We start from the raw sequence: 13,997 nt of genomic DNA, 5'->3' as shown, positions 1-13,997 counted from the left end.
ATGAGAACGGTACGGTCATGGACGGGGATTGCGGCGTTGCTGGTGGCGGCGGGATGCGCCGCGGCGCCAAGGGCGCAGCGTGTCGATGCGGAGGAGCTGAACTGCATGGCGCGGGCGATGTATTTCGAATCCCACCGCTCGAGCCGGGAGGGAATGATCGCGGTCGGCACCGTGGTGATGAACCGCGTCGACTCCACCGAGTTCCCCGCGACGGTCTGCGGGGTGGTCGGGCAGCGCAATCAGTTCGCCCCGGGGGTGATGAGCCGCGACATGAACAGCCGGAGCCTGCCGCTCGCGCTCGAGGCCGCCGGAGCGGTTTTGCAGGGCGAGCGCCATCCGCAGGTCGAGACGGCGCGCTTCTTCCATGCCGCCAGCTATCGTGCAGGCTATAACAATATGCATTACGTGGCGACCGCCGGTGGCAATGCCTTTTACGAGAAACGCCCGCCCGCGATGGTGACCCAGCCCGTTCCGCTGCCGCCTTCGGGCGGCTGACGCCGCTCCTTCCGGGGGATTTGGCGGGGCCGGAGCGCCGCAGCGGGATTGCGGCGGGCGTCTGCCGGGCATAGCTTTGGGAAAAAGGAGGCTTGTCCATGACCAACCCGCTGCTCGACGATTGGGAGACGCCGTTTCGGATCGCCCCGTTCGGCCGCATCTCCGACGCGGATTTCGCCCCGGCCTTCGAGCTGGCGCTGACCAAGCATCTCGATGAGATCGAGGCGATCGCGGCGAATGCCGCGGCGCCCAGCTTTGCCAATACGATCGAGGCCATGGAGGGCGCGGGCGAGGCGCTGGACAAGGTGCTGTCGGTGTTCTTCTCGGTCGCAGGCGCCGACAGCAATGCAGAGCGGCAGGCGCTGCAACGGGCGTTTTCGCCGAAGCTCGCGGCACACAGCTCGGCGATCTATGCCAACAAGGCGCTGTTCGCACGCATCGCGGATCTGTGGGAGCGGCGCGATGCGCTGGGCCTGTCCGAAGAGGAAGCGCGGGTGCTGTACCTGACCCATCGCGGGTTCGTGCGTGCGGGCGCCGGGCTGGAGGGGGCCGAGGCGGAACGGATGAAAGAGGTGAAGTCGCGGCTGGCGGTGCTGGGCACCGAGTTCACCCAGAACCTGCTGAAAGACGAAGCGGATTGGTTCATGCCTCTCGCGGAAGAGGATCTGGACGGGCTGCCGGAGTTTGTCGTGGACGCGGCCCGTTCGGCGGGCGAGGCACTGGAGCAGGACGGCCCGGTGGTCACCCTGTCGCGCTCGCTGATCGTGCCGTTCCTGCAATTCTCGCCGCGCCGGGATCTGCGGGAAAAGGCGTTCCGTGCCTGGGCGGCACGGGGCGAGAACGGCGGCGAGACCGACAATCGGGGTATTGCCGCCGAGGTCCTGGCGCTGCGCGAGGAACGCGCCAAGCTGCTGGGCTACGAGGATTTCGCCCATTTCAAGCTCGAGACCGAAATGGCGGGCACGCCCGAGCGGGTGCGCGACCTGCTGATGCAGGTCTGGGCGCCGGCGCGCACGCAGGCGCTGCGCGATGCCGAGGAAATGGCCGAGATGCTGCGCGCCGACGGGATCAACGACGCCTTGCAGCCCTGGGACTGGCGCTACTATGCCGAGAAGCGGCGCAAGGCGCTGCACGATCTCGATGAGACGGAACTCAAGCCCTATCTCCAGCTCGACAAGATGATCGAGGCGGCCTTCACCTGTTCCAGCCGGCTGTTCGGGCTGGTATTCGCGCCGCTGGACGTGCCGCTCTACCACCCGGATTGCCGTGCCTGGGAGGTGACGCGGGACGGCAAGCATGTGGCGGTCTTCATCGGCGACTACTTCGCCCGCGCCTCGAAACGCTCCGGCGCCTGGTGTTCGGCGATGCGGAGCCAGGCGAAACGGCCGCGGGTCGAGACGCCGGTGGTGATCAATGTCTGCAACTTCGCCAAGCCGCCGGCGGGCAAACCGGCGCTCCTGTCCTATGACGACGCGCGCACGCTGTTCCACGAGTTCGGCCATGCGCTGCATCAGATGCTGTCGGATGTGGAGTTCGGTTCGGTCTCGGGCACCTCGGTGGCGCGCGATTTCGTAGAGCTGCCGAGCCAGCTTTACGAGCACTGGCTGGAGGTGCCGGAGGTGCTGGAGGAATTCGCCACCCATGCGGAGACCGGCGAGCCGATGCCCAAGGCGCTGCTCGACAAGGTGCTTGCGGCGGCCACCTTCGACATGGGGTTCCAGACGGTGGAATACGTGGCCTCGGCGCTGGTGGATCTGGAGTTCCACAGCGGGGCCGCCCCCGCCGATCCGATGGCGAAACAGGCGGAGGTGCTGGAGAGTATCGGCATGCCGGCGGCCATCACCATGCGCCACGCCACGCCGCATTTCGCTCATGTCTTCTCGGGGGACGGCTATTCCAGCGGCTATTACAGCTACATGTGGTCCGAGGTGATGGACGCGGATGCCTTTGCCGCTTTCGAGGAGGCGGGCAGCGCCTTCGATCCGGCGACGGCGCAGAAGCTGGAGGCGTTCATCCTGTCGAAAGGCGGCTCGCGCGAGGCCGAAGAGCTTTACACCGCCTTCCGGGGGCGCATGCCCGGCGTCGAGGCGCTGCTCAAGGGACGCGGTCTGGCGGCCTGAGACCGGTCAGAACGGCTCGCGCGTGAGGGTGAACCCTGCGCGCGCGAGCAGGTTCAGAACGCCGTCTTCGCCCGGCAGATGCGCCGCGCCGAAGGCGGCGACGATCGGCTTTTCGGTGGTTTTCGCCGTTTGCAGAATGACCTCGATCCAGGCGTGGTTGCGCTGGCTCAGGATCGCATCGCCCGATTCCTGCATCATCTGCGCGGCCTCTTCGGGAGTATACAGCCCGCTACGGGCAATCTGGATCTCGGAGAATTTCCACATCTCGCCCGCGGCCTCGTCGAAATAGGCGGCGATGGTGGTGGCCATGCCATCCGCATCCTCGCCCTGCGTGGTGAGCGAAACCGACATCATCTCGATCTGTTCGTCGAGCGGCTCGGCGTTGAAGATGCCGAAGGTGGTGTCGAAGGATTCGAGCGCGACGGTCGGCACGCCCTGCGCCTCGGCCAGCGCCTCGATCCGGAAATCCAGCCCGTCGCGAGAGTCCAGCGCGGATTTCGCGCAGGCCGGCAGCGCCAGCATCATCGACAGATACCAGGGCCGAAATTTTGCCGCCATGAAGGGCGGAATCCCATGCGCCTCCGCGGCCTCGGCCAGCGCCGCCCAATCCTCCTCGGGCATCAGCTCGGGCAGGGTTTTGTCGGTAAGCAGAAGCAGGCCGGGTTGGCTGGAGATGGCCTGCATCAGCTTGGCTTGTTCGGCCCGGGGCATTTCCAGCAACACGGCGCCGGAGGCGGCGACGACCGGGCGCAGCCGTTCGAGCGGCGCGCCGAGGCGGGGATCGCTGAGGTGAATGGTGCCCACGAGATGGATGATCTCGCCGTCCCTTTCGGCGCGCCAGCGGTTGCCGGAGGCATAGGGCACATCGGCCATCAGCAGGTCGAGCCGTGCGCGTTCCTCGGGGTTGAGCGTCTGGCGCAGATCCTGGCCGACACATTGTGCCGCGCCGGCGGCGGCAAGGCTCAGCCAGAGCGAGAACGCAAGCAGGGTTCGAAACATGTGGGGCCTTTCGGGCAGGGGATCGCCGCGCAGGCTAGGGCAAGGGATGGACAGCGGCAACCGCTGCCGCCACTCTCGGCGGCATGGAGCGGGAAAGCGATCTTTATGCGCCGGTCAAGGCGCTGCTGACGGGGCAGGGCTATGACGTCAAGGGCGAGGTCGGCGCGGCCGATCTGGTGGCGGTCCGCGACGGCGGCGAACCGGTGATCGTGGAGCTCAAGCTAAGGATTTCGCTTGCGCTTTTCCACCAGGCGGTGGCGCGTCTGTCAGTGACCGAGGCGGTCTATATCGCGGTGCCGAAGCCCGCCGGGCGGACGGCGCGGCGGGCGCTCAAGGACAATCTGGCGCTGTGCCGGCGGCTGGGGCTCGGGTTCATCACGGTCAAGGCCGGGCGCGCCGAGGTGCTGTGCGATCCGGGGCCCTATGCGCCGCGCCGGAACAAGGTGAAACGGGCGCGGCTGCTGCGCGAGTTCCAGCGGATCTCGGGCGATCCGAACGATGGCGGGGCGACGCGGCACGGGATCGTGACCGGCTACCGGCAGGATGCGCTGCGCTGCGCGGCGCATCTGGCCGAGCATGGGGCATCGCGGGGGCGCGACGTGGCGGCGGCCACCGGGGTGGCGGTCGCCACCCGGATCATGCGCGACAACCATTACGGATGGTTCGAAAGGCTGGGCACCGGGGTCTATGGGCTGACCGAAGCGGGCCGGGCCGGTCTGACCCATTGGGCCTATAGCTGGTAGGTCAGATCTCTTCGGTGCGTGCTGCGGCTTCGGCGGCGTTTGCGGCTTCGGCAGCGGCCCGATCCTTTTGCCGGCGCGCGGCGATGCGTTCGCGGTTCAGCGTGTAGAGCCCCGAGGCGACGATGACGCTGCAGCCCGCAAGCGTCCAGAGGTCCGGCAGGTCGGCGAAGAGAAGAAAGCCGTAGAGCGAGCTCCACAGGATCATGGAATATTGCAGCGGCGCGACCACGACCGCCTGCGCGATGTCGAGCGCGCGGATGATGAGGATCTCGCCCACGCCGGCACAGGTCGTCATGGCGAGGGCGACAAGCCAGATCCAGGCGGCGGGGGGCGTCTCCCAGACCAGCAGCAGCGGCACCGTCAGCAGGGCGGTTGAGGTGGCTGAGGTATAGGCCACGGTCGTGGCGATGCTGTCGTCGCCGCTCAGCACTCTCGACAGCACTTGCCGTGTGGCAAAGGCGCTTGCAGCCACGACGACCATGAAGATCGCCGGGTGAAAGACACCCATTCCGGGGCGGATGACGATCAGCATGCCGGCGAATCCGGCGAGGACCGCCAGCCAGCGCCGAATGCCCACCGTCTCGCGCAGGACGAGTGCGCCGATGGCCGTCACGATGAAGGGCGCAATGAAGGAGACCGCCGTTGCGTCGGCCAGCGGCACATAGCGCAGCGCCAGGATGAAGAAGGTCGCGGAGGCGGCGGCCATCACCCCGCGCAGGATCTGCACCAGCGGGTGGCGGGTGCGCAGCAGATGCGTACCGCGCAGCCCCAGCATGATCACGACACCGGAAAACAGCCCGATCTGGCGAAACCACGCCACTTGCAGGGGGGGCAGCTCGGTTGTCAGGAGCTTGGCCAGCGCGTCGGTGGCACCGAAGCAGACGAACCCCAGGGTGATCAGGAGAATGCCCCGCATATTGTCGGGGGTGGCAGGCTGGGGGGCGTGCTGGGACGGAATCGTGACAGCGGAGGGAAGGGGCATGAAGGGGGTCTCGGTCTGAGGGCGAAGGCGCACCCGCGCGAAGAAAGCACAGATGCCGGCGAGTTGCCATGCCCCAGGGCCCGCGCCAGGGGCGGGGCGCCCCGGGCGATGCGCGCTCTGGCCGTTATTCGGGCGGGTGGTCTTTTCGTTCCGGTGCTGTTGACACGACTCGGATCTGTGCCTAGCTATGCGCCGTTAGCACTCGACGACGATGAGTGCTAACGGTCCCGTTCGGGACCGTTACAGGGACAACCTTTGAGCTAGGAGACTCGAAGATGGCATTCAAACCGCTTCATGACCGCGTGCTGGTTCGCCGCGTTGAGAGCGACGAGAAGACCAAGGGCGGTCTGATCATCCCCGATAGCGCCAAGGAAAAGCCCGCCGAGGGCCTCGTTGTGGCTTGCGGCGAAGGCGCGCGCAAGGACAGCGGCGAGCTGATCGACATGGCCGTCAAGGCCGGCGACAAGATCCTGTTCGGCAAATGGTCGGGCACCGAAGTGACGATCGACGGCGAAGAGCTGCTGATCATGAAGGAATCGGACATCCTCGGCATCACCGAGGCGGCCTGATCCGCTGATCGCTCCGGGCCCGTTGCGGGCCCGCTTCGCAACAAATCCATATCTATTCAGGAGAACTGACAGATGTCTGCAAAGGACGTGAAGTTCGATACCGACGCCCGCACCAAGATGCTCAAGGGCGTGAACATCCTCGCCGACGCGGTGAAGGTGACCCTCGGCCCGAAAGGCCGCAACGTGGTGCTCGACAAATCCTTCGGCGCCCCCCGCATCACCAAGGACGGTGTGTCGGTGGCCAAGGAGATCGAACTGGAAGACAAGTTCGAGAACATGGGCGCGCAGATGGTGAAGGAAGTCGCTTCCCGCACCAACGACGAAGCCGGTGACGGCACCACCACCGCGACGGTTCTGGCCCAGGCCATCGTCAAGGAAGGCATGAAGTCGGTCGCAGCGGGCATGAACCCGATGGATCTCAAGCGCGGCATCGAAGCGGCCACCGCCAAGGTCGTCGAAGCGATCAAGGCAGCCGCCCGTCCCGTCGAGGACAGCAACGAGGTTGCGCAGGTCGGCACCATCTCGGCCAACGGCGAAGAAGAAATCGGCCGTCAGATCGCGGACGCGATGCAGAAGGTCGGCAACGAAGGTGTCATCACCGTCGAAGAGAACAAAGGTCTGGAAACCGAGACCGATGTCGTCGAAGGCATGCAGTTCGACCGCGGCTACCTGTCGCCCTATTTCGTCACCAACGCCGACAAGATGATTGCCGAGCTGGATGACTGCATGATCCTGCTGCACGAGAAGAAACTCTCGTCGCTGCAGCCGATGGTGCCGCTGCTCGAGTCGGTGATCCAGTCGCAGAAGCCGCTGCTGATCATCGCCGAGGACGTGGAAGGCGAAGCGCTGGCGACCCTCGTGGTCAACAAGCTGCGCGGCGGCCTGAAAATCGCAGCCGTCAAGGCACCGGGCTTCGGCGACCGCCGCAAGGCCATGCTGCAGGACATCGCGATCCTGACCGGCGGCCAGGTGATCTCGGAAGATCTCGGCATGAAGCTCGAGAATGTCACCGTGGACATGCTGGGCACCGCCAAGAAGGTCACCATCACCAAGGACGAGACCACCATCGTCGATGGCGCTGGCGAGAAGGCCGAGATCGAAGCCCGCGTGGCACAGATCCGCACCCAGATCGAAGAAACCACCTCGGATTACGACCGTGAGAAGCTGCAGGAGCGTGTTGCCAAGCTCGCCGGCGGTGTGGCCGTGATCCGCGTCGGCGGCATGACCGAAGTGGAAGTGAAAGAGCGCAAGGACCGTGTGGACGACGCTCTGAACGCCACCCGCGCAGCCGTTCAGGAAGGCATCGTGGTCGGCGGCGGCGTCGCTCTGGTTCAAGGTGCCAAGGCACTGGAAGGCCTGGAAGGCGCCAACAGCGACCAGAACGCCGGCATCGCCATCGTGCGCAAGGCGCTCGAAGCGCCGCTGCGTCAGATCGCCGAGAACGCCGGTGTCGACGGCTCGGTTGTCGCTGGCAAGGTCCGCGAATCCTCGGACCTCAAGTTCGGCTACAACGCTCAGACCGACCAGTATGGCGACATGTTCGCTTTCGGCGTGATCGACCCGGCCAAAGTGGTGCGTACGGCTCTGGAAGACGCGGCCTCGGTTGCCGGCCTGCTGATCACCACCGAAGCGATGGTGGCCGACAAGCCGCAGAAAGACGCTCCGGCCGGTGGCGGCATGCCCGACATGGGCGGCATGGGCGGCATGATGTAATCACACCTGCCTTGCAGGTGTGAGGACTGCGACAGGCGTCGGCACCCCGGGTGCCGATGACACGCGCAGAGTCGTCAGGACAACGGCAAAGGGGCCTTCGGGCCCCTTTGTTCCGTTTTGGAAGGGCTCTGTTTGGGCCGGGGGCAAGAGTTTTGGAAAAACTCTTGCAAATTCCTTGAAGGAATTTGCGCCGCGCGGGGTTTTGCGCTTTCAAGGGCGGCATGAGCGGACCGGATTCCTCCTACGAAGCGCCCTTGTGGCAGACGGGCATGCTGGTGGCCGGGGTCGATGAGGTGGGCCGCGGACCGCTTGCCGGACCGGTGGTGGCGGCTGCCGTCTGTCTCGATCCGGGGCGCATTCCCGAGGGGTTGAACGATTCCAAGGCGCTGACCGCCAAGCGGCGCGAGGCGCTGGAGCCGCTCATCCGGGCGGCTTGCCAGGTGGGGATCGGCGAGGCCAGCGTCGCGGAGATCGACCGCATCAACATCCTCCAGGCCACCTATCTCGCCATGCGCCGCGCCGTGGCCGCGTTGCCGCAGCCGCCCGGGCATCTGCTGATCGACGGCAACCGCCTGCCGCCCGATCTGCCCTGTCCGGCCACAGCCATCGTCAAGGGCGACGGCCGTTCGGTGAGCATCGCGGCGGCCTCGATTGTGGCTAAAATATGGCGTGACCGGATCATGCGGGATTTGGCGCAACACCATCCCGGATACGGCTGGGAAACCAACGCGGGATATGGATCGAAAAGCCACAACGAGGCGCTTCGAAATCTTGGTGTAACCCCTCACCATAGGCGATCCTTCAAACCGGTACACAATATCTTGTGGCAAGGGAAATCCACAAGTGACTGATTCAAAAAAGAAATTGACCGCGAATCACCTTTGACTCATCTTTGTTCCCAACCAGTGAGTGCGAAAACGCACCAGGGACAGAGGCAGAGAATGAACGCGATGACCACGGATAAGAGCACCCAGGTGCTCCCTCTCAACACGATTCTTTCCGGCGACTGCATCGAGATGATGAACAGTCTTCCGGCGGAATCCGTCGATCTGATCTTTGCCGACCCGCCCTACAACCTCCAGCTCAAAGGGGAGCTGCACCGTCCCGACAATTCCCGCGTCGATGCGGTGGACGATCACTGGGACCAGTTCTCTTCTTTCGCCGCCTACGACGCATTCACCCGTGAGTGGCTCGCCGCCGCCAAGCGCCTGCTGAAGCCCAACGGCGCGATCTGGGTCATCGGCTCCTACCACAACATCTTCCGCGTCGGCGCGGCGTTGCAGGATGCCGGCTACTGGATCCTGAACGATGTGGTCTGGCGCAAGGCCAACCCGATGCCGAATTTCCGTGGCAAGCGCTTTACCAACGCGCATGAGACGATGATCTGGGCGTCGAAATCGGAAGGTGCGAAATACACCTTCAACTACGAGGCGCTGAAAGCGCTGAACGAGGGCATCCAGATGCGCTCGGACTGGGTGCTGCCGATCTGCAACGGCGGCGAGCGGCTGAAGGACGCCAATGGCGACAAGGCGCATCCGACCCAGAAACCCATGAGCCTGCTGCACCGGGTTCTGGTCGGCTCCACCAACCCCGGCGACGTGGTGCTCGATCCGTTCTTCGGCACTGGCACCACCGGCGCCGTGGCCAAGATGCTGGGCCGCGACTGGATCGGGATCGAGCGCGAGCCGGCCTATCGCGAGGTCGCGACCGCCCGCATCGCCGACATCCGCGCCTTCGACCGGTCTGCGCTGGAAGTGACCAAGGCGAAGCGCGCCGAGCCGCGCATTCCCTTCGGCCAGCTTGTCGAGCGCGGCATGCTGCGTCCCGGCGAAATGCTGGTCTCGCCCTCGGGCAAATATGCCAAGGTGCGGGCCGACGGCACGCTGGTGGGCGATGACGTCAAGGGCTCGATCCATCAGGTCGGCGCGCATCTGGAAGGGGCGCCCTCCTGCAACGGCTGGACCTACTGGCATTTCCGCAAGGACGGCAAGACCGTTCCCATCGACGTGCTGCGCCAGCAGATCCGCGCCGAGATGTCGGACCGCCCGAACTAAGCACCGAATTCCGAATTCACGAACACCGCCGGTGCCTGTGATGACAGGCACTAACTGGCCCCGCCTGCGCTGTGCAGGCGGGGCATTTTCCATGTGGAGGGTCCGGATTTCCGGAATGGACGGAGAGGCGGGAGGGGCGCAGCATCGGGGGCACTTCAGAGATTTTCAAACCGTCCCTTTCCATCAAGGATTCTTGCCATGTCCCGTCCTTCCAGACGATTCACTACCCTCCCGGGTCGTCCCCTCGCCACGGCGGCGCTTTGCGCGCTCGCGCTTGCCGCTGCGGGGCCCGCCGCCGCGACCGATCTGAAATTCTCAGGCTGCGGTCCCGGCATGAAACGCGAGATCGCCACTGCCTATGAGTTCCTGCTGCACCGGGCGAAGAGCCAGCGTGCCCGGCTGATCGACTGCATCGACCGCGCCTATCTGGTCGAGCACAGCCGCAAGAGCCCGACCAAGATCGTCAACGATCTGACACGCCCCAATGTGACCAAGTTCAAATGCACCCATCTGCCCGGCGCCAATGCCAATGCGCACAAGGTCTATCGCAAGGCCGGCGTCATGAATATCGACCGGGATTTCATCCGCGATCTCAAGGATCAGACCGAGAATGATTACGGCGTGCGCCGGCTGGCCTCGGTCATCGGGCACGAGCTGATGCACAATGCCGGCTACAAGCACACGGGCAATCCCGTCGATACCACGCTGTACCAGAACACCGTGCCCGAGCAGATGGAGGCCTGTCTCCTCAACCTGCATCCCAACGATTACGAGGGTATCGGGAAGCCCGAGTTCATCGCCTCCGAGATGGTCGGTTTCGGACTCGACGGAGAGACCAACGAGGTCTTCGCCTGGTCGGAGGGCAAATTTGTCACCGCCGGGTCGACCACGCGGATGCACAATTTCCGCCATCCCCGCAACTTCACCGTGGCGCCGGGCACGGCCGAGACGGCCATCGTCGGCATGGGGCTCGACGGATCGACCAACATGGTCTTCGCCTGGCTGCGCGACGGCCGCGTGATCGCCGGGTCGAGCGAGGATCTCGACAGCAAGCGCGCGCCCTACCGCTACCGGCTGCCCGCGGGCTATACGCCGGGCGACATCGTCGGCATGGCCGTGGATGGCGAGAACAACTACAATTTTGCCTGGTATCGCGACGGCAGGGTGTCGGCGGGCACATCGGACGATCTCGGTAAGTTCCGCGCGCCCTATCGCTATAGCCTCGCCCCCGGATACACGCCGCAGGACGTGGCCGGGATGGCGCTCGATGGCGAGAACAACATGGTGTTCGTCTTCTACAAGGACAACATGGTCTCGGCCGGAACCACGGACGATCTCGACAGGTTCCGCGCGCCGGCGCGGGTGATCACCGGGCGCTGATCCCGGTCGGGAAAACGCCGACAGCTTCGCGGCTTGCATCCGGGCCGCGAAGGCTGTTTCTCTGCGCCGGCTGGCAATGGGGAACATGATGGATCTGCGCGCGATATTGATGGGGCTGGCCTTTGTGGCCATGTGGTCCTCGGCCTTCACCTCGGCGCGGATCATCGTCGGGGTCGCGCCGCCGCTGGGCGCGCTGGCGCTGCGCTTTCTGATCTCCGGATTGCTGGCGGTGATCCTCGCGTGGCTGATGGGCCAGAGCTGGCGGCTCACCCGGGCGCAGTGGCGCGCCACGGGGATCTTCGGGATCTGCCAGAACGCTCTGTATCTCGGTCTGAACTTCGTCGCCATGCAGACCGTCGAGGCATCGCTTGCGTCGATCGTCGCCTCGACCATGCCGCTGATCGTGGCCCTGGCAAGCTGGCTTTGGCTGGGCGAGCGGCTGCGCCCGATCGGATATGCCGGGCTTCTGGCTGGGGTGATCGGCGTGGCGCTGATCATGGGCGCGCGGCTTCAGGGCGGCGCCGACCCGCTGGGCGTGCTGCTATGCGTGCTGGGGGTGCTGTCGCTGGCGGCGGCCACGATGTCGGTGCGCGGCGCGGTTGCCGGGGGCAATGTCATGATGATCGTCGGGCTGCAGATGCTGGTGGGCAGCGTGCTGCTCTGGCCGCTGGCGCTGGCCTTCGAGACGCCCGAGATCACCTGGTCCTGGTCGCTGGTGATCGCCTTTGCCTATACGGTCCTGATTCCGGGCGTCGCGGCCACCTTCGTCTGGGTTCTGCTGGTCGAGCGCATCGGCGCGATCCGGGCCGCGACCTACCATTTCCTCAACCCGTTCTTCGGGGTCGCCATCGCGGCGCTGTTCCTGGGCGAACCGCTGGGGCCGCTCGATGTGGTGGGCGCGGCAATCATCGCATTGGGGATCCTCGCGGTGCAGCGGTCGCGCGTGCGGCTGCAATGATGCGCGGTTTTCCGCGAGAAGCCGAAGGGTTTGTTTACACCTCTCTGATAGCCAACGCGCTAGCCGGTCCTGTCGTCCGGCGCAAAGAAGGAGCGCGTGTCGGAAATGAGAAGGTTTTCCATCAGGTTTCAGGTCTTGGCGCTGGGCATGGTGTTCGTCGTGCTGCTGCTGGTCAGCGGTCTGCTGTCCTGGAACGTGCAGAACGGGCTGGCGCGCGATGTCCGCTACACATTCGACATCTTCAAGCAGAACGAGTTGATCGCGCTGATCCGCGAGGATCTGGAGCAGGCCCGGGCGGAACTGTTGCGCATCGCGGATGGCGAGGTGGATGCGAAGGACGGGGTGCTTGGCAATCTTGCCGAGGTGACGCGCGACATCGGCGAGAAGGCGATGATCTTTGTCGAAACGGAAAGCGCGCGGGCGCGCAACCCGGATTATCTGGACGCGCTGCGCGAGATTTCGGTCTCGGTCGCGGCGCTGTCGGCGGATGTGGCAGCGCTGCCCGACGCCAAGGATGTGACGCCGTTCCAGATGCATCTCGCGCTTGGCGATCTCTATGATCGTCTCAAGGCCGAGATCGGGCGGATCGACACGATCCAGGAGGTGCTCCGCGAGGAAACCGCCAAGACCGAGGTGCTGGCGGAAAGCGCGGTGACCGACAGCAAGACGATGCTGACCGCCTCGCTGGCGGCGGTCACGGCGATCTCCTTCGTTCTGGTGCTTGTCTTCGGGCGGTTGCTGGCGCGGCCCTTCCAGACCGCGGCCGGGACGGTGCAGCGGATCGCGGAGGGCGATTATGCCCGCGAGATTCAGGGAACCGAATACGGTGACGAGGCCGGCACGATCTCCCGCAATCTCAAAGACCTGCGCGACAAGCTGATGCATGCCGAACAGGCGGATGCGCAGGAACGCGCCGCCAACGAACGCCGGGTGGCGCTGTTCGAGGCGCTTGGGGGCGCGATGGGGCAGCTTGCCCAAGGGCAGGTGGATGAACGGCTCGATCCCTCGGAATGGCGGGATCTCGGGCAGAACTACGAAGGGATCTGCCAGGATTTCAACGATCTGTCCGAGCAGATCGGGGATCTGATCGCCTCGCTGCGCGATTCCGCGCAGATGGTGCAGCGCAATTCGCAGGAGCTGTCCTCGATGTCGACCGAGATGTCGCGGCGCTCGGAGGTGCAGGCGGCGACGCTGGAGGAATCCGCCGCCGCGCTCGAGGAAATGTCGGGCAGCGTGCGGGCTGCGGCAGCGCGGGCCGAAGAGGCCGACAAACGTGTGGGCGACGGTCGCCGGCGGGCCGAGGAAGGCGGCGCGGTGATGGAGCGGGCGTTGGCGGCGATGAGTTCGATTGCGGCCTCCTCGGATCAGATCACCCAGATCATTGGCGTGATCGACGACATCGCCTTCCAGACCAACCTGCTGGCGCTGAACGCCGGGGTCGAGGCGGCACGCGCCGGCGAAAGCGGCAAGGGGTTCTCGGTGGTCGCCTCGGAGGTGCGGTCGCTGGCGCAGCGCGCCTCGGAATCGGCGCGCGAGATCAAGACGCTGGTTTCGAACAGTTCGCAGCAGGTGAAGGATGGCGGGCAGCTTGTCGAGCAGACCGGCGAAACGCTGTCGGATATTGTTCGCTACGTCACCGAAGTGTCCGAGATGGTCGCCGAAATCGCCGCTGCCTCCAAGGAGCAGGCCGCGGGCTTGCAGGAGATCAATGTCGGGGTGGCGGAGCTGGACAAGGTCACGCAGCAGAACGCCGCGATGGTGGGCGAAACCAGCTCGGCCAGCCAGCAGCTCAGCAGCGAGGCGGACCGTCTCACAGCCCAGCTGAACCGTTTCGGCTCTGCCGACGGTCTGGAGATTGGCGAGGTGACACCGGTCTCGGCGCCGATCACCGAGATCCCGCTCGGCGTGCCTGAACGGTCTCAGGAGCCGATGCGCCGCGCCGCCGGCGAGAGCGCCGCGCTATGGGAGGATTTCTGAACCCGGT

12 protein-coding genes are annotated in these 13,997 nt (G+C 65.4%); 10 read left to right on the top strand and 2 right to left on the bottom strand.

What is annotated here, in order from left to right; genetic code table 11:
• Complete coding sequence (locus M4578_RS23295; RefSeq protein ID WP_258095539.1) at positions 1-495, top strand: cell wall hydrolase; 495 nt, start codon at positions 1-3, stop codon at positions 493-495.
• Positions 496-593: 98 nt separating this feature from the next.
• Complete coding sequence (locus M4578_RS23290) at positions 594-2,615, top strand: M3 family metallopeptidase (protein WP_258095538.1); 2,022 nt, start codon at positions 594-596, stop codon at positions 2,613-2,615.
• Between the two features lie 6 nt (positions 2,616-2,621).
• Here the strand turns inward: M4578_RS23290 and M4578_RS23285 are convergent, their stop codons facing one another.
• Complete coding sequence (locus tag M4578_RS23285) at positions 2,622-3,614, bottom strand: TraB/GumN family protein (RefSeq protein WP_258095537.1); 993 nt, start codon at positions 3,612-3,614, stop codon at positions 2,622-2,624.
• A gap of 83 nt (positions 3,615-3,697) precedes the next feature.
• Here M4578_RS23285 and M4578_RS23280 point away from each other — a divergent pair, with 83 nt between their 5' ends.
• Entirely contained in the window at positions 3,698-4,357 is a 660-nt protein-coding gene (locus tag M4578_RS23280) for a DUF2161 domain-containing phosphodiesterase (protein ID WP_258095536.1), read from the top strand.
• Position 4,358: 1 nt separating this feature from the next.
• On the opposite strand, the gene M4578_RS23275 is transcribed toward M4578_RS23280, so the two are convergent.
• Positions 4,359-5,339: a DMT family transporter gene (locus M4578_RS23275; protein ID WP_258095535.1), complete on the bottom strand. Its 981-nt coding sequence runs from the start codon at positions 5,337-5,339 to the stop codon at positions 4,359-4,361.
• Between the two features lie 275 nt (positions 5,340-5,614).
• On the opposite strand from M4578_RS23275, the gene M4578_RS23270 reads away from it, so the two are divergent.
• The 7 genes from M4578_RS23270 (at position 5,615) to M4578_RS23240 (ending at position 13,990) form a co-directional block, all read left to right on the top strand.
• On the top strand, positions 5,615-5,908 hold the full coding sequence (locus tag M4578_RS23270) for a co-chaperone GroES (RefSeq protein ID WP_258095534.1): 294 nt from the start codon (positions 5,615-5,617) through the stop codon (positions 5,906-5,908).
• Positions 5,909-5,980: 72 nt separating this feature from the next.
• The gene (gene groL, locus M4578_RS23265) at positions 5,981-7,621 is read left to right on the top strand and encodes a chaperonin GroEL (protein WP_258095533.1); all 1,641 of its coding nucleotides are present in this window, start codon (positions 5,981-5,983) and stop codon (positions 7,619-7,621) included.
• A 221-nt stretch (positions 7,622-7,842) separates the two neighbouring features.
• Positions 7,843-8,472: a ribonuclease HII gene (locus M4578_RS23260; protein ID WP_258095532.1), complete on the top strand. Its 630-nt coding sequence runs from the start codon at positions 7,843-7,845 to the stop codon at positions 8,470-8,472.
• A 90-nt stretch (positions 8,473-8,562) separates the two neighbouring features.
• Positions 8,563-9,675, top strand: coding sequence for a site-specific DNA-methyltransferase (locus M4578_RS23255; RefSeq protein WP_258095531.1), 1,113 nt, complete (start codon positions 8,563-8,565; stop codon positions 9,673-9,675).
• A 198-nt stretch (positions 9,676-9,873) separates the two neighbouring features.
• Positions 9,874-11,055 (top strand): hypothetical protein, encoded by a 1,182-nt coding sequence (locus M4578_RS23250; RefSeq protein WP_258095530.1) that lies wholly within the window; start codon positions 9,874-9,876, stop codon positions 11,053-11,055.
• Between the two features lie 88 nt (positions 11,056-11,143).
• Positions 11,144-12,013 (top strand): DMT family transporter, encoded by an 870-nt coding sequence (locus M4578_RS23245; RefSeq protein WP_258095573.1) that lies wholly within the window; start codon positions 11,144-11,146, stop codon positions 12,011-12,013.
• A gap of 105 nt (positions 12,014-12,118) precedes the next feature.
• A complete protein-coding gene (locus tag M4578_RS23240) occupies positions 12,119-13,990 on the top strand; it encodes a methyl-accepting chemotaxis protein (protein WP_258095529.1) in 1,872 nt (623 codons plus the stop codon).
• Positions 13,991-13,997 lie beyond the last annotated feature (7 nt).

It is taken from the genome of Salipiger pentaromativorans (assembly GCF_024721115.1).
GTDB classification, from domain to species: domain Bacteria; phylum Pseudomonadota; class Alphaproteobacteria; order Rhodobacterales; family Rhodobacteraceae; genus Salipiger; species Salipiger pentaromativorans.
Note: the sequence above shows the minus strand (reverse complement) of the source record. Positions and strands in the feature narration are given on the sequence as shown.

Bases quoted from the DNA above. Each gene is read 5' to 3' on its own strand.
- M4578_RS23295 (WP_258095539.1), top strand. From the start codon at position 1: ATGAGAACGGTACGGTCATGGACGGGGATTGCGGCGTTGCTGGTGGCG.
- M4578_RS23290 (WP_258095538.1), top strand. From the start codon at position 594: ATGACCAACCCGCTGCTCGACGATTGGGAGACGCCGTTTCGGATCGCC.
- M4578_RS23285 (WP_258095537.1), bottom strand. From the start codon at position 3,614: ATGTTTCGAACCCTGCTTGCGTTCTCGCTCTGGCTGAGCCTTGCCGCC.
- M4578_RS23280 (WP_258095536.1), top strand. From the start codon at position 3,698: ATGGAGCGGGAAAGCGATCTTTATGCGCCGGTCAAGGCGCTGCTGACG.
- M4578_RS23275 (WP_258095535.1), bottom strand. From the start codon at position 5,339: ATGCCCCTTCCCTCCGCTGTCACGATTCCGTCCCAGCACGCCCCCCAG.
- M4578_RS23270 (WP_258095534.1), top strand. From the start codon at position 5,615: ATGGCATTCAAACCGCTTCATGACCGCGTGCTGGTTCGCCGCGTTGAG.
- groL (WP_258095533.1), top strand. From the start codon at position 5,981: ATGTCTGCAAAGGACGTGAAGTTCGATACCGACGCCCGCACCAAGATG.
- M4578_RS23260 (WP_258095532.1), top strand. From the start codon at position 7,843: ATGAGCGGACCGGATTCCTCCTACGAAGCGCCCTTGTGGCAGACGGGC.
- M4578_RS23255 (WP_258095531.1), top strand. From the start codon at position 8,563: ATGAACGCGATGACCACGGATAAGAGCACCCAGGTGCTCCCTCTCAAC.
- M4578_RS23250 (WP_258095530.1), top strand. From the start codon at position 9,874: ATGTCCCGTCCTTCCAGACGATTCACTACCCTCCCGGGTCGTCCCCTC.
- M4578_RS23245 (WP_258095573.1), top strand. From the start codon at position 11,144: ATGGATCTGCGCGCGATATTGATGGGGCTGGCCTTTGTGGCCATGTGG.
- M4578_RS23240 (WP_258095529.1), top strand. From the start codon at position 12,119: ATGAGAAGGTTTTCCATCAGGTTTCAGGTCTTGGCGCTGGGCATGGTG.